General features: G+C 41.5%; 16 protein-coding genes and 1 pseudogene. 14 read left to right on the top strand and 3 right to left on the bottom strand.

Going from position 1 to position 22,373, the window contains the following annotated elements; all coding sequences use genetic code 11:
* Window positions 1-49: 49 nt before the first annotated feature.
* From WAA86_RS11405 to WAA86_RS11415, 3 genes are read left to right on the top strand one after another with little or no spacing between them, the layout of a single operon-like run.
* Window positions 50-1,066, top strand: a complete 1,017-nt coding sequence (locus WAA86_RS11405; RefSeq protein WP_337301139.1) for a DHH family phosphoesterase — start codon at window positions 50-52, stop codon at window positions 1,064-1,066.
* Window positions 1,063-1,617 (top strand): gliding motility-associated peptidyl-prolyl isomerase GldI, encoded by a 555-nt coding sequence (gene gldI, locus WAA86_RS11410; RefSeq protein ID WP_337301140.1) that lies wholly within the window; start codon window positions 1,063-1,065, stop codon window positions 1,615-1,617. The genes WAA86_RS11405 and gldI overlap by 4 nt, the downstream gene beginning before the upstream one ends.
* Window positions 1,618-1,630: 13 nt before the next feature.
* Window positions 1,631-2,752 carry a peptidylprolyl isomerase gene (locus WAA86_RS11415; protein ID WP_337301141.1) on the top strand — a complete coding sequence of 374 codons (1,122 nt, stop codon included), beginning with the start codon at window positions 1,631-1,633 and terminating at the stop codon, window positions 2,750-2,752.
* An 85-nt stretch (window positions 2,753-2,837) separates the two neighbouring features.
* Here WAA86_RS11415 and WAA86_RS11420 read toward each other — a convergent pair whose 3' ends face one another.
* Together WAA86_RS11420 and WAA86_RS11425 are read right to left on the bottom strand one after the other, a co-directional pair.
* The gene (locus WAA86_RS11420; protein ID WP_337301142.1) at window positions 2,838-3,302 is read right to left on the bottom strand and encodes a CBS domain-containing protein; all 465 of its coding nucleotides are present in this window, start codon (window positions 3,300-3,302) and stop codon (window positions 2,838-2,840) included.
* A 90-nt stretch (window positions 3,303-3,392) separates the two neighbouring features.
* The gene (locus WAA86_RS11425) at window positions 3,393-4,853 is read right to left on the bottom strand and encodes an aminoacyl-histidine dipeptidase (RefSeq protein ID WP_337301143.1); all 1,461 of its coding nucleotides are present in this window, start codon (window positions 4,851-4,853) and stop codon (window positions 3,393-3,395) included.
* A gap of 126 nt (window positions 4,854-4,979) precedes the next feature.
* On the opposite strand from WAA86_RS11425, the gene WAA86_RS11430 reads away from it, so the two are divergent.
* The 3 genes from WAA86_RS11430 (at window position 4,980) to WAA86_RS11440 (ending at window position 10,413) form a co-directional block, all read left to right on the top strand.
* Window positions 4,980-6,047 carry a DUF3810 domain-containing protein gene (locus tag WAA86_RS11430; protein WP_337301144.1) on the top strand — a complete coding sequence of 356 codons (1,068 nt, stop codon included), beginning with the start codon at window positions 4,980-4,982 and terminating at the stop codon, window positions 6,045-6,047.
* Between the two features lie 83 nt (window positions 6,048-6,130).
* Window positions 6,131-9,082: an amidohydrolase family protein gene (locus WAA86_RS11435; RefSeq protein ID WP_337301145.1), complete on the top strand. Its 2,952-nt coding sequence runs from the start codon at window positions 6,131-6,133 to the stop codon at window positions 9,080-9,082.
* A gap of 38 nt (window positions 9,083-9,120) precedes the next feature.
* Window positions 9,121-10,413: an amidohydrolase family protein gene (locus tag WAA86_RS11440; RefSeq protein WP_337301146.1), complete on the top strand. Its 1,293-nt coding sequence runs from the start codon at window positions 9,121-9,123 to the stop codon at window positions 10,411-10,413.
* A gap of 77 nt (window positions 10,414-10,490) precedes the next feature.
* On the opposite strand, the gene WAA86_RS11445 is transcribed toward WAA86_RS11440, so the two are convergent.
* A complete protein-coding gene (locus WAA86_RS11445; RefSeq protein WP_337301147.1) occupies window positions 10,491-11,306 on the bottom strand; it encodes a hypothetical protein in 816 nt (271 codons plus the stop codon).
* Window positions 11,307-11,382: 76 nt separating this feature from the next.
* On the opposite strand from WAA86_RS11445, the gene WAA86_RS11450 reads away from it, so the two are divergent.
* From WAA86_RS11450 to WAA86_RS11485, 8 genes and pseudogenes are all read left to right on the top strand, one after another.
* Complete coding sequence (locus WAA86_RS11450) at window positions 11,383-12,195, top strand: TrmH family RNA methyltransferase (protein WP_337301148.1); 813 nt, start codon at window positions 11,383-11,385, stop codon at window positions 12,193-12,195.
* 72 nt (window positions 12,196-12,267) lie between these two features.
* Window positions 12,268-13,500: a M48 family metallopeptidase gene (locus WAA86_RS11455; protein ID WP_337301149.1), complete on the top strand. Its 1,233-nt coding sequence runs from the start codon at window positions 12,268-12,270 to the stop codon at window positions 13,498-13,500.
* A gap of 44 nt (window positions 13,501-13,544) precedes the next feature.
* Complete coding sequence (locus WAA86_RS11460; protein ID WP_337301335.1) at window positions 13,545-15,749, top strand: RelA/SpoT family protein; 2,205 nt, start codon at window positions 13,545-13,547, stop codon at window positions 15,747-15,749.
* Window positions 15,750-15,790: 41 nt separating this feature from the next.
* Window positions 15,791-16,246, top strand: coding sequence for a Fur family transcriptional regulator (locus WAA86_RS11465; RefSeq protein ID WP_337301150.1), 456 nt, complete (start codon window positions 15,791-15,793; stop codon window positions 16,244-16,246).
* 14 nt (window positions 16,247-16,260) lie between these two features.
* Window positions 16,261-17,532 (top strand): adenylosuccinate synthase, encoded by a 1,272-nt coding sequence (locus WAA86_RS11470; protein ID WP_337301151.1) that lies wholly within the window; start codon window positions 16,261-16,263, stop codon window positions 17,530-17,532.
* Window positions 17,533-17,663: 131 nt separating this feature from the next.
* A pseudogene (locus tag WAA86_RS11475) lies at window positions 17,664-19,271 on the top strand (OstA-like protein); the annotation flags it as partial.
* A gap of 425 nt (window positions 19,272-19,696) precedes the next feature.
* A complete protein-coding gene (locus tag WAA86_RS11480) occupies window positions 19,697-20,875 on the top strand; it encodes an aspartate aminotransferase family protein (RefSeq protein WP_337301152.1) in 1,179 nt (392 codons plus the stop codon).
* 99 nt (window positions 20,876-20,974) lie between these two features.
* On the top strand, window positions 20,975-22,372 hold the full coding sequence (locus WAA86_RS11485) for a tetratricopeptide repeat protein (protein WP_337301153.1): 1,398 nt from the start codon (window positions 20,975-20,977) through the stop codon (window positions 22,370-22,372).
* Window position 22,373 lies beyond the last annotated feature (1 nt).

A 22,373-nucleotide genomic window follows, 5' to 3' on the forward strand; every position in this document is an offset into this window, starting at 1 on the left:
AAGGCTTTTAAGAATAAGGTCTATGTTATAAAATTGTATCTTAGCCCCCATGAATTTGAAGAATATTAAAGCAACCGAGGCTTTACTCTCAACGCCTCAAAAAATTGTAATTGTACCACATAAAAACCCCGATGGGGATGCCATTGGCTCCACCATGGGGCTATACCACTACCTTAAAAATAGGGGACAGGAAGCAACTGTAATTTCTCCCAATGACTATCCAAAGTTTTTAAAATGGGTACCCGGCAATGAGCATATCGTCAATTTTGAAAAGGACACACAACACGCCAAGCGGCTTATACAAGAAGCAACCATAATCTTTACATTGGATTTCAACCACTTGGGAAGAATAGACCAAATGCAGCCATTTCTGGAAGAAGCACAGGCCACCTTTATCATGATCGACCACCACCAGGCACCAGGTGACTATGCAGATATCATGTATTCCGATGTCAGTATGAGCTCTACCTGTGAAATGGTATATAATTTTATAGAATTTTTGGGCCACAGGGATCAAATCAATGAGGATATTGCCAATTGTCTTTATACGGGTATCATGACGGATACCGGTTCATTTAAATTTAACTCCACCACCAGTAGAACCCATAGGGTTGCCGCAGACCTGATTGACAAAGGCGCCAACAATACGCAAATCCACAATAAGGTTTTTGACACCAATACTCCTAGCCGATTGCACTTATTGGGCTGTGCCCTAAAAAACATGGTCATTTTGGAAGATTTCCATACGGCCTACATCACATTGAGCCAGGAGGAGCTCGACACCAACAACTATAAAAAAGGGGATACGGAAGGTTTCGTCAATTATGGACTTACGCTGGACGGTATCTGTTTGGCTGTCATTTTTATTGAAAATAAAGAAGATGGAATCATAAAGATTTCCTTTAGATCCGAAGGAGATTTCTCGGTGAACGAATTTGCAAAAAAACACTTTCAGGGTGGCGGACACACCAATGCTGCTGGGGGAAAAAGTGACGTATCCTTAGAGGAGACCACGGCATATTTTGTATCGCTCTTGAAAAATTATAAAGAACAATTGAAAGCATGAGATATTTTTTAGCCGTTTTAATCTTGGGGATGTCTCTGGCATCTTGCCAGGAAGCCGAACCAAGAAGACCGATAAAGGTTCGTACAGGTAGTTTTTTCAAGGAATCCATAAAGCGAAACAAAGAACTTTTGGCCCTTGAGGAAAAAATGATCAAAGAAATTATAGCCAAAGATACCGCGCACACCTATCAGAGCAGTTCCAAGGGATCATGGTTTTACTATGACCAAAAAAATGATTCTTTGACATATACCCCAAAACCAGATGATCTGGTGAGTTTCACCTATAATCTGGTGAGTTTCTCCAATGATACCATATACAGGAGCGAGGAATTGGGTACCATACAGTACAAGGTGGACAAACAAAACCTTTTCCCCGGTTTGAGGAATAGCATAAAACTTTTAAAGGAAGGTGAAACTGCCACATTTTTATTCCCTTCATCCCTAGCCTTTGGCTACCATGGGGACAATAAAAAGATAGGGACCAACATTCCTTTAAAATCAACCATTACCCTTTTTAAAATAGAAACTCAACAAGACAGTATCCAAAATTAAATTAAATCAAAAAATGAAAAGAACATACGTATTATTCTTGGCCGTGGCCATGGCCCTTACCAGTTGTAAATCCAGTAAACATGCCGACCTGGGAGATGGGTTGTTTGCCAACATCCAAACCAACAAAGGCGACATCATCATCAAATTGGAAAGTGAAAAGACACCTGTTACCGTTGCCAATTTTGTCACCTTGGCAGAAGGTACCAGTCCATTTGTTAGCGATAGCTTAAAGGGAAAAAAATACTACGACGGACTTGTTTTCCACAGGGTCATCAAAGACTTTATGATACAGGGCGGTGACCCTTCAGGAACCGGAAGGGGAAATCCAGGATATAAATTCAAGGATGAGTTCAATGACTCACTCACCCATTCCAAACCGGGAATCCTGTCTATGGCGAATTCTGGACCTACCACCAATGGCAGCCAGTTCTTTATCACCCATAAAGAAACCCCGTTCTTGGACGGAAGACATACTGTCTTTGGAGAAGTTGTGGAAGGATTGGAAGTAGTTGACAGTATTGCCAACGTGGAAACTTCCATGGAACCCATGACCAAGGACAGACCTATTGAGGATGTCGTTATGGAAAAAGTGGAGATCATCCGCAATGGCAAGGAAGCAAAAAAGTTTGATGCCGTGAAGATCATGACCGATTATTTTGCCGAGGAAGAGGAAAAATTAAAGGCCATGGAAAAAATGAAGGCCGATTTCTCCGCTGAAGTTGAAAAGCAAAAAGAAGTTGCTGAAACTTTGGCATCCGGATTACAGATTTACACTATACAGGAAGGGACCGGAGAAACTCCAAAAATGGGCCAACAAGTCAATGTTTACTACGCAGGTTATTTGGAAACAGGAGAATTGTTCGACAGTAACGTTGAGGCAGTTGCCACGAAATACGGAAAGTTTGACGAGAGAAGAAAAGTCGGAGGAGGTTATGAGGCCATTCCTATGGATTACAGTCCAGATGCCAGATTGATCGCCGGTTTCAGAGAAGGTCTTTTGACCATGAAGGTGGGCGACAAGATACGTTTGTTCATCCCTTCACATTTGGGTTACGGACCATCGGGAGCTGGAAATGTAATTCCACCAAATGCCGATCTGGTCTTTGACCTGGAAATTACTGGAATAGCACAATAAAAATTTATTTAACGTATAAAAAAAGCTCGCAAATTGCGAGCTTTTTTTGTTTATTTCTGTAATGCCGAATAAATTGATCATCTATTTACTTCCAGCTTTGCGACTTTAATTCTATGGTAGCCTTTAGGATGTCCATTTGAGAGATCTGACCTACCAACACACCGTTTTCCACAATTGGAAATCTTCTACGTTTGGCCTGTAAAAATTTATTGGCCGCATCAAATATATCCATGTTGCCATCTATAGTCTCCACATTGGAAATCATATGCTGGCCCACAGTACGTGTCTCACCGGGCAGATTGTGATATTTGCTCTCACTGATATGTTTAATACAGTCCCCTTCGGATATCATTCCGATGAGCTCATAATTATCATTGACGACCGGCCCACCTGAAATCCTATTTTTGATCAATTGGACTATTACCTCCTCCACGGACTGCTCCGGTTTAAAGGTTATTAGCTTTTTGGTCATATAATCACTGACCTTTAACGAGACCTCATCCTTGGCTTCCCTAGGTTTCATTGGTCCTTGAAAACTCTTGATTCCCATAATTAGTTCATTTTAAGACAATCTTTAAATTACTAAATATAAGCGAGTTATCCAAAAAATTTACAACAAATAATAGGAGCCAAGAGCCCTTTATTTGTTTGGAACATCCTTTAATATCTCCAATAGGAATTTCCAGAATTTTTGAACCGAGCTGATGCTTACCCTTTCATCAGGAGAGTGGGCTCCCTTGATGGTAGGTCCAAAACTGATCATATCCATATCTGGATAGTTCTTCCCAAGAATTCCACACTCCAGGCCAGCATGGCAGGCAACAACATGGGCGCCTTCACCGAATACGGTTTTGTATTTATTTTCAAGGACTTTTAAGATAGCCGAGTCAGGATTGGGATTCCACCCTGGATAATCTCCACTGAGGGTCACCTCACAGCCTGCGAGTTCAAAGGCGCATCTTAAGGAATTTGCCAAGTCCAATTTGGCCGAATTAACCGAAGATCTTGTTAAGCACATTACTTCACAATGACCATCTTTAGCTACTACCCTAGCTATATTATTGGAGGTTTCCACCAAGTCGTCCATGGCAGCACTCATGGCATAAACCCCATTTTTAGCGGCATAAATAGCCCTTATCAACTTCTGCTGTGCATCTGGCTCCATCATGGAAGCTGGGACAGCAACCTGTTCTATACCTACATACAAGTTTGGTTCCATATACTTCAGCTCATCCTTAATGGTACCTGCCAGTTCCAGTATCGTTTTCTCAAAATTGTCCATAAACTTTTCGTGGACAACAATTACTGCAAAACTCTCTCTGGGTATGGCATTGCGGAGACTTCCCCCATTGATCTCGGAAACTCCAATTTCAAAGCGCTCCCCTGCCGAGAACAACAGCCTGTTCATTATTTTATTGGCATTGCCAAATCCCCTGTGGATATCCATACCACTATGACCTCCTTGCAACCCTTTTACAGTTATGGCATACGCAATTTGGTTATTGGGTACATCCAACTCCATATACCGCCTCCTAGCCGTAACATCTATGCCACCGGCACAGCCTATGTCTATCTCATCATCTTCCTCCGTATCCAGATTAAGCAAAATCTCACCTTTCAGCACACCAGCTTTCAGTCCCATTGCCCCTGTCATCCCAGTTTCTTCATCAATCGTGAACAAGGCCTCCAAAGCAGGGTGCTCCACGGAATCACTTTCCAACAGGGCCATAATGGCCGCCACACCCATACCATTATCGGCTCCCAAGGTTGTCCCTTTGGCCTTAACCCAATCCCCTTCAACCTTCATCTCAATGCCTTGAGCATCAAAATCGAAAATGGTATCGGCATTTTTTTGGTGCACCATATCCAAGTGCGACTGCAGTGTCACCATTTTTTTATGTTCCATTCCGGACGTTGCAGGTTTGCGTATGATGACATTACCAACCTCGTCCTTAAAGGTCTCCAAACCCAAGGATTTACCAAAATCCAACATAAACTGTATAACTCTTTCCTCCTTTTTTGAGGGCCGTGGAACAGCATTCAAATCAGCGAATTTGTTCCAAACGTTTGTAGGCTCCAATTGACGTACTTCCTTGCTCATAATATGCTATAAAAATGTACCCAAAAATACGGATTGAAAAATGACTATGCCACTGTTCTGTCCATTTAACATTTAATTAGAGCATTGGTCAATAATTACTGATTCCGATTGGTTATTTTTGACTCGATGAACAACCGATTGAAAAATAGTATTGCCCTGTCCATTATCCCACAGATCATATTGGTCAAATGGCTGGGACGCTATCCACAATTCATAGAAACCTATTATAGTTTGGGTTTGTATCCCTTTCTTTCAAAAATATCCAGAACCGTTTTTGGCTGGATCCCTTTTTCCTTGGGGGATATTATTTATGCCCTATTGGTTATTGCCCTATTTCGATATTTGATTCTAAGAAGAAAAAAAATAAAACAAGAGCCCAGGGCATTCTTTCGAAATGTTTTTGTGGTCATATCAACTGCTTATTTTACCTTCCATCTGCTTTGGGGATTTAATTATTATAGGATCCCGTTAAGCGAGACCCTGGCCTTGGAAGAATCCAACTCCAGTGAACAGATGGTATTATTTGTTGAAAAGCTCATCGACAAAACCAACGAAACTCAGTTGCTGATCACAACGGACAGTACACAAAAGGTCATAGTTCCCTATTCTAAAAAGGAGATTTTAAAAAAAACAATAGCGGGCTACCAAAAACTGGATTCTCGAATTTCAATTTTTCATTACCAACGGCCCAGTCTTAAGAATTCCCTCTTTAGCACTGGGCTTTCCTATATGGGCTACGGAGGATATTTAAACCCGTTTACCAACGAGGCACAGGTGAATGCGCTACTCCCCAATTTTAGATACCCCGTGGTCGCTGCCCACGAGGTGGGACACCAATTGGGCTATTCGGCAGAAAATGAGACCAATTTTATTGGCTACCTGGTCACTTCTTCCAATAGTGATATCTATTTTAAATATTCTGCCTATTCCTATGCGCTGGCCTACTGCCTGTCCGATATAAAAAAAAGGGATGAAGCAACATTTGACTTGTTCATGGCCAAACTAAATGAAGGGGTCAAAAAAAACTACCAAGAAATATCAGATTTCTGGTTGTCCTATGAAAATCCGGCAGAACCAGTTTTTAAATCCATTTTCGATACTTTTTTAAAAGCCAACAACCAGGATAAAGGAATAGAAAGCTATAATGCCGTGGTATCACTTTTGATAAATTATCACCAACAACACCCCTTATAGTGTTAAATAAAAGTGAATAGCCGTTAAAAAAGTCCTAAGAATTTTACCTTTAAAGGGACTAATCTAATAACACCTAAATTAAAATGAAAATGCGACTTCTAGTCTTGGCCATCATATGGTCGAGCACAACTTTGTTTGCACAAGATTATTTTCCTAAAAATGATGGCGTAAAAACAACGAACAACAACTACACGGCATTTACCAATGCCAAAATTTATGTAACTCCAACCCAGATCATTGATGGGGGCACATTACTGATTCAAAATGGAAAAGTGGTCCAAGCTGCCAAAACGGTGAACCTACCGAAAAGCACCATAGTCATAGACCTCAATGGGAAATCGATCTACCCTTCCTTTATTGACATCTATTCCGATTTTGGGGTAGAAAAACCAAAAAAGGCCTCAGGTGGCGGCAGAAGTGGGGAGTATGAGCCCTCTAGGGAAGGTTACTATTGGAATGACCATGTTATGCCCGAGAACAAAGCCATTTCTGTTTTCAAATACGATGACAAAAAAGCCAAAGAAATGCGCGAAGCTGGTTTTGGTGTAGTCAATTCCCATATACAGGATGGTATCGCAAGGGGCACTGGAATTTTGGTAGCCTTGAACGGCGCAGGGAATGATGCGGACAGAATCTTGGATGACGCCTCGGCACAGTATTTTTCATTTGATAAGAGCATAGCCAAAACACAAGCCTATCCCTCTTCACTAATGGGTTCCATGGCCTTGTTGAGACAGATGTACAGCGATGCCGATTGGTACGCCAAAGGTAACTCCAAGACCAAGGACCTTTCTCTGGAAGCCTTGAACAAAAACAAAGGATTGGTTTCCATTTTTGAAGCCAAGGACAAAGGAAATGCCCTGAGGGCAGATAAAATTGGGGATGCCAATAATGTACAATATGTAATTCTTGGAGGAGGGAACGAATACGAGAGCATCAATGAGATTAAAGGTACCAACGCAAAATACATTCTTCCAATAAATTTCCCGGATGCCTATGATGTTTCCAACCCGTACCAAGCTTCCTATGTTACTTTGGAAGATATGAGATATTGGAACCAAGCTCCTGCCAATCCCAAGATCCTGGAAGCAAATGGGATACCGTTCTCATTGACATTGTATGATCTAAAATCTCCATCAGCATTCAAGGACAAATTGATGCAGGCCATAGAACATGGACTATCCAAAACAAAAGCCTTGGAAGCCTTGACCACCGTACCTGCGGGAATTTTGGGAAAATCAAACAAAATTGGATCGCTTACCCCTGGGAGCTATGCCAATTTCCTGATCACTTCCGGAGATATTTTTGAAAAAGAAACTACCCTATATGAAAATTGGGTACAGGGAACCAAAAATATTGTGAACAGTAAAGATCAGAAAGATATCCGTGGGGATTACGATCTATCCATAAGTGGCATTGTTTACAAGCTTTCCATTACCGGTGAGGTAAATAAATTAAAATCCGAAATCACCCAGGACACCGTTAAACTGAAATCCAAAATCAGTTATGGGGACAATTGGTTGGATCTTAGCTTCAATACGGATGAAGGCGCCAAAATATACAGAATGACCGCCCTAGTGGTTCCAACTACGGACAATATCGGTGGCCGCCTAATAATGCCCAATGGAAAAGAAGCTACCTTCAATGCCATCAAGACCAAAGGGTATACAGAAAAAGAAAAAGAGCAAAAAGAGAAGGAAGCTCCTGTTGTGGTTCCAGTTACCTACCCTAACGTAGGTCATGGCTATGCCACCAAACCGGCCCAAGAAACCATGCTCTTTAAAAATGCAACTGTTTGGACCAGTGAGGATACCGGTATTTTAGAGCATACGGATGTCCTTATTAAAAATGGCAAAATTTCCAAGATTGGTAAGGATCTTAGTGCCAGTGGGGCAAAAGTGATTGACGCCACTGGAAAACACCTTACTGCCGGAGTAATCGACGAACACAGTCATATTGCCGCTCTTGCCGTCAATGAAGGTGGACAGAATTCATCAGCAGAGGTAAAGATGGAAGATGTTGTTGACCCTGAAGATGTTGGTATCTATAGAGATCTTGCCGGTGGGGTTACCTCCATCCAAATACTGCACGGATCTGCCAATCCTATTGGAGGTCGTTCTGCCATCATCAAACTTAAATGGGGAGAAACTGCAGACAACATGATCTATAGCAATTCCCCAAAATTCATAAAGTTTGCCTTGGGAGAGAATGTCAAACAATCCAATTGGGGAAGTTTTAACCGTTTCCCACAGACCAGAATGGGTGTTGAGCAGGTTTTCATGGACTATTTCCAAAGAGGAAAGGAATATGATGCCAAAAAGAAAAGTGGACAACCTTACCGTTACGATGAGGAGATGGAGGTCATTGCCGAAATCTTGAATGGGGAGCGCTTTATTAGCTGTCACTCTTATGTACAGAGTGAAATAAATATGTTGATGAAGGTTGCCGAGAAATTTGGTTTTAGGGTGAACACCTTTACCCATATCCTAGAAGGTTACAAGGTCGCCGATAAAATGGCCGAGCACGGTGTTGGTGGATCTACCTTCAGTGATTGGTGGGCCTACAAGTACGAGGTGAACGATGCTATCCCCTACAACGCAGCCATCATGCAAAGTCAGGGTGTAACCGTGGCCATTAACAGTGATGATGCCGAAATGTCCAGAAGGTTGAACCAAGAAGCTGCAAAAACAGTGAAATATGGTGGCATGACCGAATTGGAAGCTTGGAAAATGGTAACCATAAACCCAGCTAAATTATTACATATAGATAACCGCGTAGGAAGTATCAAGGAGGGCAAGGATGCTGATGTAGTATTATGGAACGACCATCCGTTGTCCATCTATGCCAAGGCCGAAAAGACCGTTATTGATGGTGCTGTTTATTTTGATCTGGAGAAGGACAAGCAATTGAGACAATCCATAGACCAACAGCGCAATACCCTGATCAATATGATGTTGAAAGAAAAGGACGGTGGCAATGCCACGCAAACTCCTGTAAAAAAAGAGAACAGGCTCCTTCACTGTGATAGCCTATAAGCAACTTGATGAAGTCTAAAACGATAAAGATAAAAGACATGAATATTAGAATATATATACCTTTAGTGATGTTGGTCTTGGCAAGTACGCTTGGCTTTGGACAACAGACACCGGCCTCTGCGCAAACAGAAGCAATAACCATCACCGGTGCCACGGCCCATATTGGGGATGGCACTGTCATGGAAAACACTACGTTGGTTTTCGAAAATGGAAAGATAACTGCTCTTGGCGGTCCCGAAACCCAGACCAAAGGAACTGTTATCAACGCAGCGGGAAAACACATCTATCCGGGTTTTATAACTCCCTGTTCCTCTTTGGGTCTTGTGGAAGTGGATGCTGTAAGAGCAAGTGATGACCAAGATGAAATTGGTGAAATGATCCCTCACGTACGCAGTTTGATTGCCTATAATGCTGAATCCAAAGTTGTAGAAAGCATGCGCCCAAATGGCGTGTTGTTGGGACAGATATCTCCAAAAGGTGGCAGGATATCAGGAACCTCTTCGGTGGTACAGTTCGACGCATGGAACTGGGAGGATGCCGCGGTAAAGAAAGATGACGGCATCCATTTAAACTGGCCGAACACCTTTAGAAGAGGCCGTTGGTGGGAAGGTGAAGCCAGAGGACTACAGCCCAATAAAGATTACACGAAGGATGTGAGTGAAATTGAGGTTTTTGTTCAAAATGCCGCAGCGTACAACAAAGGAACTTCTTCTGAGCTAAATCCGATTTTTGCTGCCATGAAAGGCGTTTTTGAAGGCTCACAGAGATTGTATGTTTACGCCAATGGGGAGAAGGAAATGATTGATGCCGTTACCAATCTAAAAAATATGGGCATTAAAAATGTGGTCATCGTTGGTGGCTACCATGCGCTAAAGATTTCCGATTTCTTAAAGGAACAAAATGTTCCAGTATTGGTAAACCTACCACATGATCTTCCAAATTTGGATGATGATGATTATGACCTTCCCTACAAACTACCCAAGTTGTTGACCGATGCCGGGTTATTGGTAGGAATTCAAAACATTAGCGCCGCCAATTTCCAGGCGAGAAATCTGCCCTTCTATGCTGGTCAGGTAGCCGGACAGGGATTGGATAAAGAAAAGGCCTTGGCACTGATATCTTCCAATACAGCAAAAATATTGGGCATAGATGATCAGTACGGTTCACTAGCCATCGGTAAAAGTGCAACCCTTTTTATATCTGAGGGAGATGCCCTGGACATGCGTACCAATAAATTGAGCCATGCCTTTATTGATGGGCGTATGCTTTCTTTGGAAACGCACCAAACAGAACTATGGAAGCGATATATGGGAAAATACAGCGGTAAATAAGCCCGATATTTCCTAAAACAAAAATCCCTGTAGACAATTGACCTTGTTTACAGGGATTTTTCATTTTTAAAGCAGTATTATTCTTGAACCTTGCCTTCCACAAATTTTGCTTGTCCAGGTTTTTCAAAGAAAGAGTCCGGCTTTGCCGTTTCGCTCAATATCACATTTTCAAAAGGAACCGTATTCTGGCTTTCTTTCATAGTTTTACCTTCGTAGGAATACCAAGAAATGGATTTTGGCAGTACTACATCCGATACTTTCATCCAATCATTATAACGGATCCATTTAACATGATCGGACTTTTCCCCACTCCTATAACTCACGGTATACCCCAGCCAGGCCATTTGGAAGGTCTCGGGATCGTAGTGGATAAAATATTCATCTTTATAAGAAGTACCAACACCTGGATTGTAAGAGATACTGATACCCGGAAAGGTCTTCCCCTCGAACACCACATCTTTCGAATCACCATAAACAATTCCGTCATCGGCCAATACAAAGGGCATGGCATAAAAATAAAACATAAGGTTATGGTAGAATACAGGATCTCCCTTATAGGTATTGTCAGAATCCAACAACCAAACTTGTTTCCCATCGAAGCCCATGGAAAAATCGGCCCCTTCTACCTTATCCTTTCTGGAATATAGGTTAGTGGTATGGATTTCTGCACCTTCAGGCTTTGGGATTTGGTAGACCAAACTTTTTTTGTTTCTCCAATTTTGGAGTCCACCATGGGCATCAAAAATTTTTACCAAACCCTGCGGGTACTTGCGGAGATCTATCTGTTCTACTTGGGTGGTTTCCTCAACTTCCATCGTTGGTTGCTCGGTTTTTTTCTCCTCCTTACAGGAAATTAATCCAACAAAGAGCATTACTAGTAATGCGTATTTCATGTAGTCTTGATTTTGATTTTCACAATTTGTCGTAAGCGGCGGCATTTGTTTACGGGATTAGATTATTTTTGTGCCAATGACAGAAGACAAGTACCTCAGTAGCCTGCAAAACCCACTGGTCAAAAAGGCAATGACCCTTAAGGAAAAATCCCGCGAACGTAAAAAAACGGGGTGTTTTGTATTGGAAGGAGTTCGGGAACTTCAATTGGCCGTTAAGGGCGATTATGAACTGGAGACTGTTTTCTTTTATTCGGATATTATTGCCCGGAATGAAGTCCTTAAACTTTTGGGTCAAACTGTGGGTCAGGAGGTCTTAGTAGAAATTTCCAAGGAAATTTATCAGAAATTGGCCTACAGGGAAACTACAGAAGGCATTTTGGCCATTGCCAAATCCAAACCCCACTTTCTTGACAGCTTGGAATTCAAGAGCAAGCACCCCTTGATATTGGTTGCGGAAGCTCCAGAAAAACCGGGTAATATAGGTGCGCTATTGCGTACGGCAGATGCCGCCAATTTGGATGCTGTGATCATCGCCAATCCCAAAGGCGATCTCTACAATCCCAATATCATACGATCTAGTGTAGGTTGTATTTTCACCAATCAAGTTGGCGTTGGTACCACAGAAGAGGTAATTGCATTTCTTAAGAAGAACAATATTGCGCTTTACTGTGCCGCCCTTACCGCTTCGGAAAAATATACAAAGGTGAAATATGATGAAGCTTCGGCAATCATTGTAGGTACGGAAGCTACCGGTTTATCATCTGAATGGCTCGAAAATTCCACCAAAAACATCATAATACCGATGGAAGGTGAAATAGACTCCATGAATGTATCCGTATCGGCAGCAATAGTTATATTTGAGGCAAAAAGGCAAAGGGATACCCAATAAGACCCAAAAAAAAGGAGATTACTTCCAAAAATAGGCACATACGCTTTCTTGTTTCCCCAAAAATTCAAATTCATGAACAGCAGTATTTTATTTTATATCATCATAGGCATTCTAAGTGCCCAGTTCATACTGGAAACTATTCTGGACTATCTGAATTCCAAAAGATACCAAGACCCTGTGCCCCAAGAATTGAATGATGTTTTTGATTCCAAGGAATATGAAAAGTCCCAGCGCTATAAAAAGACCAATTACCAATTTGGATTGGTGACCTCCACCTTCACTTTTATCCTGACCCTAGGATTTTTGACTTTCGGTGGTTTCGAGTGGATCGATTCCATGGCACGAAATATTTCGGACAATCCTATTGTGGTGGCCTTGTTGTTTTTTGGCATCATTATGATTGGGAGCGATCTCTTGTCCACACCATTTTCCTACTATCAAACCTTTGTAATTGAGGAAAAATTCGGATTTAACAAGAGTACCAAAAAATTATTTTTTCTGGATAAGTTGAAAGGTTGGCTAATGACCATAATTCTGGGGGGCGGCATATTGGCGCTGGTTATTTGGTTCTTCCAGTGGGCCGGATCCAATTTCTGGATATATACCTGGGCCGTCGTTGCCCTATTTTCGGTATTCATGAACATGTTCTACAGTAAATTGATAGTGCCCATGTTCAACAAACAGACCCCTTTGGAGGAAGGTTCGTTAAAACAAAAATTGGAAACCTATGCCAAAAATGTAGGCTTTGAACTCAAAAACATTTTTGTAATAGACGGATCAAAAAGATCTACGAAAGCAAATGCCTACTTCTCCGGATTTGGAAAACAAAAAAGGGTGACACTTTACGACACCCTGATCAACGATCTGGAGGAAGATGAGATTGTTGCCGTTTTGGCCCATGAGGTGGGCCATTATAAAAGAAAACATATTATTTTCAACCTGCTTGCATCCTTGGTGCTTACGGGGATCACCTTATTCATTCTTTCAATTTTCATCAACAACCCCCAAGTTTCTTTGGCCATCGGAGTCTCCCAACCGAGTTTCCATGCCGCATTGATCGGGTTCGGAATCTTATACAGTCCAATTTCTGAAATCACAGGGTTGGTCATGAATTTTCTTTCCAGAAAATTTGAATATGAGGCCGACGATTTTGCAAAAGACACCTTCGCGGCCATGCCATTGGTGAGCTCCTTAAAAAAGCTGTCAAAAAATAGTTTGAGTAACCTCACGCCGCATCCTGCCTATGTATTCATGCACTACTCACACCCCCCGCTGATCGCCAGAATCCGTAATTTAAAGGCATAATTTTTGTTGGTTGCTATAAAAGTTTATCTTATTTTTAAAATATGATGACGGAAGCTGCTATAGAAAAAGAAAACAAGCAAATTGCTAAGCAATACAAGGAGTTATTGCGTATTAGCTATCAAACTTTATCCGTTGAGGATAAAAAATTGATACGCTCTGCATTTGACGTGGCCGTAGATGCTCATAAGGAACAAAGAAGGAAATCAGGGGAAGCCTATATTTTTCATCCCATCGCGGTGGCCAAAATTGTAGCTTCGGAAATTGGTCTTGATGCTGTTTCCATTGCTTCTGCCCTATTACACGATGTGGTAGAGGACACGGCCTATACCTTAGCGGACATTGAGCGTATGTTCGGGGAAACCGTTGCCCGAATTGTAGACGGACTGACGAAGATAGCCCACCTTAAAAAGGACATGAACATTTCCCAGCAGGCGGAAAACTTCAGGAAAATGTTGCTGACCCTGAACGATGACGTAAGGGTGATCATCATAAAAATCGCCGACCGCTACCACAATATGCTCACCATGGATTCCATGCCGGAGGACAAGCAGGTGAAAATTGCATCCGAGACCTTATACATTTATGCACCACTGGCCCATAGAATTGGGTTGTACAATATAAAAACAGAGTTAGAGGATCTAAGTCTGAAATATACCGAACCCGAGGTTTACAATGACATCCTAGGAAAAATTGAGGAGACCAAAGAGGAACAGGTAGCCTATATAGATGCATTTTCCGGTGTAATCAGCAATTCTTTGGACAAGGAAGGCCTCAACTATATCATCAAAGGCCGAATGAAATCCATTTTTTCCATTCGCAGGAAAATGAAGATGCAAAATGTCCCCTTTGACGAAATCTATGACAAATTCGCCATAAGGATCATCTATAAATCGGATCGGCGCAACGAGAAATTTTTGGCATGGAAAATATATTCCATCGTAACGGATCACTTCACTCCCAACCCAGTGCGATTGAGGGACTGGATCTCATCCCCAAAATCTACGGGTTACGAAGCGCTTCACATCACCGTCATGGGCCCAAAGGGCAAATGGGTGGAAGTTCAGATACGTAGCGAAAGAATGCACGAGATTGCGGAAAAAGGGTATGCCGCCCATTTTAAGTACAAGCATGGGGAACAAAAGGAACAAGGTCTTGAAATGTGGCTGAACAGGTTACAGGAAGCCCTTGAAAATGCCAATACCAATGCCGTGGATTTTGTTGAGGAATTTAAATTGAACCTCTATTCCAAGGAAATATTCGTTTTTACCCCCAAAGGAGAATTAAAATCGCTCCCAAAAGGCGCTACCCCTTTGGATTTTGCTTTTAATATCCATACCGAGGTAGGCATGAAAACTCGAGGTGCCAAAGTAAACGGTAAGTTGGTGCCTTTGAACACTACCCTTCACAGTGGGGACCAAGTGGAAGTTATCACTTCTGAACAGGCCAAGCCAAGCCAAAGCTGGCTGGATTACGCCACAACGGCAAGGGCAAGGTCCAAGATCAAATCCTCACTAAAAGAGGAGAAGAAAACCATTGCCCTAGATGGCAAAGAGGTACTGAGAAGAAAACTTAAATCTCAGAAAATAACCCTGAACGAGGATACCATCAATAAAATGGTCATCTTTTTCAAGTTGAAAACCAGCCTGGATCTTTTTTATAGGGTGGGTATCGGTGCTATTGACAACCAAATGCTGAAGGATTTTGCTTCCTCCTATAGCAATGCCTTTATCAGTTTCTTTAAGAACAAAATAAGAAGACATCACGTTCCGGAGGATATCAACAAAGATGAAATAACCTCCAAGTATGATATTCTAGTATTCGGCAAGGAGGAGGAAAAGTTGGCATACAAGCTGTCCCAATGCTGCAACCCTATTCCAGGGGATGATGTTTTTGGTTTTGTAAGTGTCAACGAAGGTATCAAGGTGCACAAAAAAAACTGTCCCAACGCCATAGCCCTTCAATCCAACTATGCCTATCGCATTATCAGCGCCAAATGGATCGATAGCAGCCAAGAAGAGTTTACGGCAGAAATCCAACTTACGGGGATAGATGACCTGGGATTGGTAAGCGATGTTACAGAAGTAATTTCTGATCATATGCACGTGAACATGAGAAATCTAAATTTTAGTACGGATGGGGGCACATTTACCGGAAGAATTACGGTGGTCGTAAAAAACAATGGCATTCTCAAAAAATTGATTGAAAATTTAAAGCAGCTTAAGGGAATAGACAAAGTAAGCAGAATTTAAATTTTAGCTGTACATTTGCAGCTGAATGCAGCAAAATCTTTATGGGTACTAACAAGAACCAAGAAATTGTAAAAAACGTTTTCACCGCCTTTCTTGAAGAGAACGGACATAGAAAAACTCCAGAACGTTATGCTATACTTCAGGAAATCTATGAAAGTGAGGATCATTTTGATATAGAATCGCTCTATATCAATATGAAAAACAAGAATTATAGGGTGAGCCGGGCTACGCTGTACAATACCATTGAGCTTTTATTGGATTGCAAATTGGTACGCAAGCACCAATTTGGAAAAAACCAGGCACAATACGAAAAATCATATTTTGATAGACAGCATGACCATGTGATCCTTACCGATACAGGGGAGGTCATAGAGTTCTGCGATCCAAGGATACAATCTATCAAAAAGACCATAGAAGAAGTTTTCAATATTAAGATCAGCAATCATTCCTTGTACTTCTACGGTGTTAAAAACAAGGAAGAAATTTCAAACAATTAACCAATTTACAACTAATGGCAGTAGATTTACTACTAGGACTACAGTGGGGAGACGAGGGAAAAGGAAAAATCGTTGATGTACTCACAAAAGACTATGATATTATTGCACGTTTTCAAGGAGGGCCCAATGCTGGACATACCTTGGAATTTGATGGCATAAAGCACGTGTTGCACACTATCCCATCAGGTATTTTCCATAAAAATGCGATCAATATTGTAGGGAATGGAGTAGTCATAGATCCCGTTATCTTTAAAAAAGAACTTGAAAATCTTAAGAAATTCAATATTGATATCAAATCCAAGCTCTTCATTTCTAGAAAGGCTCATTTGATATTACCTACCCATCGTTTATTGGATGCCGCTTCTGAAACTGCCAAAGGAAAGGCAAAGATAGGATCTACCCTAAAAGGCATAGGTCCTACCTATATGGACAAGACCGGACGTAACGGTATGCGTGTAGGTGACCTGGAATTCAGCGATTGGAAAGAAAAATACAGGGCCCTTGCCAATAAGCATGAGGACATGATCGGTTTTTACAATGTGGACATTCAGTACGACCTAAAAGAATTGGAAAATGATTTCTGGACGGCTGTAGAATCATTGAAGGAACTGACCTTTATTGATAGTGAGGAAACCATTTTCCAAGCACAAAGGGACAACAAAAAAATATTGGCAGAAGGAGCTCAGGGATCTTTATTGGATATCGATTTTGGAACCTATCCTTTTGTAACCTCTTCAAATACTACCGCAGCGGGAGCTTGTACCGGTTTGGGGATTGCCCCAAACAAGATAGGAAAGGTCTTCGGTATTTTTAAGGCCTATACCACTAGAGTAGGAAGTGGTCCGTTCCCTACCGAACTCTTCGATGAGGACGGTGCCACCATGGGACGCGTTGGAAACGAATTTGGTGCTACCACCGGAAGGCCAAGAAGATGTGGCTGGTTGGACCTGGTTGCCCTTAAATATGCCGTTGAGATCAACGGGGTTACCGAACTGATCATGATGAAGGCCGATGTACTGAGCGGATTTGAAACCTTGAAAGTTTGTACTGCCTATAACTACAAGGGTAAGACCATAACCCATCTCCCCTATAACATAGAGCCTGAAAATGTGACCCCTATTTATACAGAAATGAAGGGTTGGGCCAAGGATTTGACCAAAATGAGCAAGGCTGGGGAATTGCCAGCAACCTTGAACGATTATATCAATTTCTTGGAAAAAGAATTGGAGGTTCCAATTTCCATAGTGTCTGTTGGACCTGATAGAACACAAACCATAGTTAGATAAGAAAAAAGCCACTTTAAAGTGGCTTTTTTTACTTTACTGGATTACTAATTCTATCCTAATCTTTAATATTCTCGGGTAAAATATTCTATTTTTGACCAAAATTTAAAGCATTGCACAAACTTTTAATAGCCATAGGTCTACTCCTTTTAGTATCGGTAGGTAGGGCACAATCCCAAACACCCCAAAAGAAACAGATCAATATTGTTTACGGGGCTAACTTTACCAAGGACGAGGCCAAATATCCAGGAGCCTCCATCTTTAGTAAGGATGATAGGCAGGTGCAATTTGAACACCAAGGAGCAGTACTATTCTGCGACGTGGCCATTTTCTATCAAAAAGAAAACAGGCTTAAGGCCATAAACAATGTACGGCTCCAGCAAGGGGATTCCGTTACCATGACCAGTGGCAAAATAGATTATAACGGGAATCTGAAATTGGCCAAGGCCTACGAAAATGTGGTCCTGACCAATATTGACATGACCCTAAAAACAGATACGCTCCGGTTCGATAGGGAAAAACAGGAGGCCTATTACCAGGATTTTGGTACCGTTGTAGATTCCGCCAACACCCTGACCAGTGAAGTGGGCAAATATTACATGGAGACCAAAAAGTACCAGTTTTTAAAAAGTGTCAATATTCAAAATTCCGAGTACACGATTGATTCCAAGCAGCTGGATTATTACACCTCCTCTAAAAATGCCTATATGTACGGCCCTTCTACCATTACCGGCAAGGCCTATAAAATATATTGTGAGCGTGGATATTACGATACTAAGATTGAAAGTGGCTATGGCATAAAAAATACGCGAATAGATTATAACAATAGAATTATTGAAGGCGATAGTGTCTTTTTCGATAAGAGAACAGAATTTGCTTCGGCCACCAATAATATCAAGATTACCGATACCATCAATAAAGGAATAATCAGGGCTCATTATGCAGAGGTATATAAGGCCAAAGATTCTGTTTTTGCAACTAGACGTGCAGTATCAATAAATAAAGTTGAAAACGATTCCCTTTATATGCACGGGGATACCCTAATGATCACGGGAAAACCAGATGAAAGAATATTAAGGGCCTTTAGGAATGCCAAGTTTTACAAGACCGATCTCAGTGGTAAATCAGATTCTATCCATTTTGACCAGAAAACAGGAATCACCCAGTTGATCACCAGGCCAGTCATTTGGAATGGAGAAAATCAGATGACGGGGGATAGTATCCATTTAATTTCAGATTTAAAAACCGAAAAACTGGATTCCCTAAAAGTGCTCAACAATGCCTTTGTCATATCGTTGGATACCATCAGCAACGATGGTTATAACCAGGCCAAGGGAAAGGATCTTTTTGGAAAATTCTTGGATAACAAATTGAAATACATTGATCTAGTTAAAAATACAGAGGTCATTTATTATATGTACAATGACGACGAGGAGCTTATCGGCATCAATAAGACCATTTGCAGCGCCATTAATATTGTGTTGGAAAACAATGAAATTGAGGATATCACATTTATAACCGACCCGGATGGGGATGTGTATCCCGAAAAGGATCTACCCAACAATAGCAGAAAACTTAAGGGCTTTATATGGCGTGGGGATGAACGCATAAGGACCAAAGATGATATTTTTGATGCAGATGACAATGCTATCAAACTGGTAAAAATCAATGGAATTGACAATCCCATGGACACCATTGCTCCACCGAAAACTGAGGAAACTCCGAAGGGTAAAACAACCCCTGAAATAGCCAAAAAACCAATAAAGAAAGAACAAGAAGTCAAGGAAAATATAACAGTCCAAACTAAGGATAAAGCAAAAGTTACGACTAAGAAGATCGACAGGAAGGATACGATTCCAGTGGCCGTGGACCAAAAGACGAAAGGCCTTTATGATGATGTGGCCAATGAAGATGGACTTTTTCCGGGTTATTATTTGGTGGCAAATGTTTTTGAGTACACGGAAAATTACAAGGCATTCATGCGAATGCTCAGCGAACAAGGACTGGAACCAAAATGGTTTTTCCGCAAAATGAACCAATACAACTATGTGTATTTGGCTCGCTATGACACCAAAGAGGAGGCCGATAAGGCACGTGAAACCCAATTTTTTGGACAATACACAGACGAGACGTGGATCTTGAGGGTTGTTGCCCAATAAAGTAGGCTATGAGAGAGGATTTTTTTACATATCAGACACAAACAACGCCACATCCTTTGGCATTGGAAATATCCCATGCCAAGGGCAGTTACATCTATGACACAGCAGGCAATGCCCATTTGGATTTTGTGGCAGGGGTTTCCGCATGTAGTCTCGGACACTGCCATCCCAAAGTTGTCCAAGCAGTACAGGACCAAGTAGAAAAGTACATGCATGTAATGGTGTATGGGGAATACATTCAAGAGCCAGCGGTAGCGTATGCGAAATTATTGGCATCCCACCTGCCCTACCCCTTAGAAACCACCTATCTGGTGAATTCAGGGACAGAGGCTATAGAAGGAGCTTTGAAATTGGCCAGAAGGGTAACGGGCAGATCACAGATTATATCGGCCAACCAAGCCTATCATGGCAATACCATGGGCAGTTTAAGCGTGATGGGATACGAACCGAGAAAAAGTGTATTTCGGCCACTCATCCCCGATATTTCCTTTATTGCCTATAATAAGGAGGAGGATATATCTAAAATAACCCATAAAACGGCTGCTGTCATCTTGGAGACCATTCAAGGTGCTGCTGGTTTCCTACAGCCAACGAATGGATATCTAACCAAGGTCAGAAAAAGGTGCAACGAAACAGGGACCCTACTCATCTTGGATGAGATTCAACCGGGATTTGGTCGTACCGGCAAGCTCTTTGCCTTTGAGAATTACAATTGTGTTCCCGACATCCTTGTTATTGGAAAAGGTATGGCAGGCGGACTTCCAGTAGGGGCATTTGTAGCATCAAAGGAGATGATGGCCACATTGCAGGATCAGCCAAAACTGGGGCATATTACGACGTTTGGAGGCAATCCGGTGATTGCCGCTGCAAGCCTTGCCACATTGAAGGAAATTACGGAAACCAAGCTTATCCAAGAAACCTTGGAGAAGGAGGCGATCTTTAGGGAGCTCTTGCAACACAAACATATAAAAGCCATTAACGGCAAAGGATTAATGCTCGCCGTTATGCTTGAAAATGAAAAAATTACCAACCATGTGGTACTTACCTGTGCCAAAAAAGGATTGATTTTGTTCTGGTTGCTTTTTGAACCCAAAGCAGTTCGAATCTCTCCTCCTCTGACAATTTCCAAAGAGGAAATAGAGAAGGGATGCAACCTAATCCTCAATGCTTTAAACGATTATATATAATAAATTGTTAACTAATTTGTTAATAATAAAGGCCCTATTTACAAAAAACAGGGTATCAAAGCTGTAATTTTAAAAATATAGTTTAACCAAAAAGTTCTTATGGCGTTAGAATCTAACGAAAATCCAGGCCAGCCGATAGCTAAGTTTGAATCCATGTTGAAAACGGACGATGTCTATTTTTTTGATGCGGAGGATTTCGAAGATATCATTCACCACTACCTTAACAATGGTAAAGTGTCCTTGGGGAAGAAGGCTATAAAAATTGGTTTGCAACAACATCCAGACTCTATTGAATTGAAGCTCTTGGATGTAGAGGTAATGGTTTTCGAAAACAATCTGGAAGTTGCTGAAAGAATGTTGGATGAGCTTCAGTTACTGGATAGCACCAATGAGGAGATCTATATTCAAAGGGCCAATATCTATTCAAAAAAGGACAATCACGAGGCTGCGGTAATCTTACTGCACAAGGCCCTGGAACTATCCGATGACGGCTTTGACATCCATTCCCTGTTAGGTATGGAATATCTGTTCATGGACAATTTTCAATTGGCCAAGGAAAATTTCATGATGTGTGTTTCCTTTGACCAGGAAGATTACTCTTCCCTCTATAATGTCATCTATTGTTTTGAGTTTATGGAGGATTTTGATGGCGCCATTCTATACCTGAACGATTACCTGGAAAGAAACCCCTATTGTGAGGTGGCTTGGCATCAATTGGGAAAACAATACATGGCCAAAAAGATGTTGAACGAAGCCTTGGCTTCCTTTGATTTTGCCATTATCTCTGACGATACCTTTATAGGGGCCTATTTTGAAAAGGGCAAGGTTTTGGAAAAATTGGGCAGGTACAATGAGGCCATTGAGAATTATGAAACAACCATATCCATAGAAGATCCTACTTCACATGCCTATTTAAGGATAGGTAAATGTCACGAGAAACTTCACAATGACGATTTGGCGAAACACTTTTTCTATCATACCGTTCATGAGGACCCTTTATTGGACAAAGGTTGGTTGGCTATAACAGATTTCTATTACCGCAAAAAGGATTACAAAAAGGCATTGTATTATATCAATAAAGCCATTAATATTGATGAGGAGAATGCCCTCTATTGGAAGAAATGTGCCAAAATCAACAAGGCCCTCAAAAAGTACGACGAAGCAGATTTCGCCTATAAGCAGGCTGTTGACCTTGGTAATTTTGAATTGGAAACATGGCTTTCTTGGACCGAAGTGGTCCTGCATTGCAACGATGCCGAATCTGCTCTTCAGATTTTGGAACAGGGGCTTGAGTTTTATCCAGAAGAGGCCAAATTATGGTTTGCGGTTACAGGGGTGCATCTCCTTTTGAAAAAGACCCAGAAAGCAAAAAGCGCCTTTTCAAAAGCCATCAGATTGGACGTGGAAAAACTTCCCATTTTTGAAGCAAAATATCCGCAATTCTACCAATTGGAATGGGTTCAAGATATTATAATGGAAATCAAAAGGGCTTCTTAAT

Origin of the sequence: Sediminicola sp. 1XM1-17 (genome assembly GCF_037203765.1) — a bacterium.
In the GTDB taxonomy this organism is placed as follows: Bacteria; Bacteroidota; Bacteroidia; order Flavobacteriales; family Flavobacteriaceae; genus Sediminicola.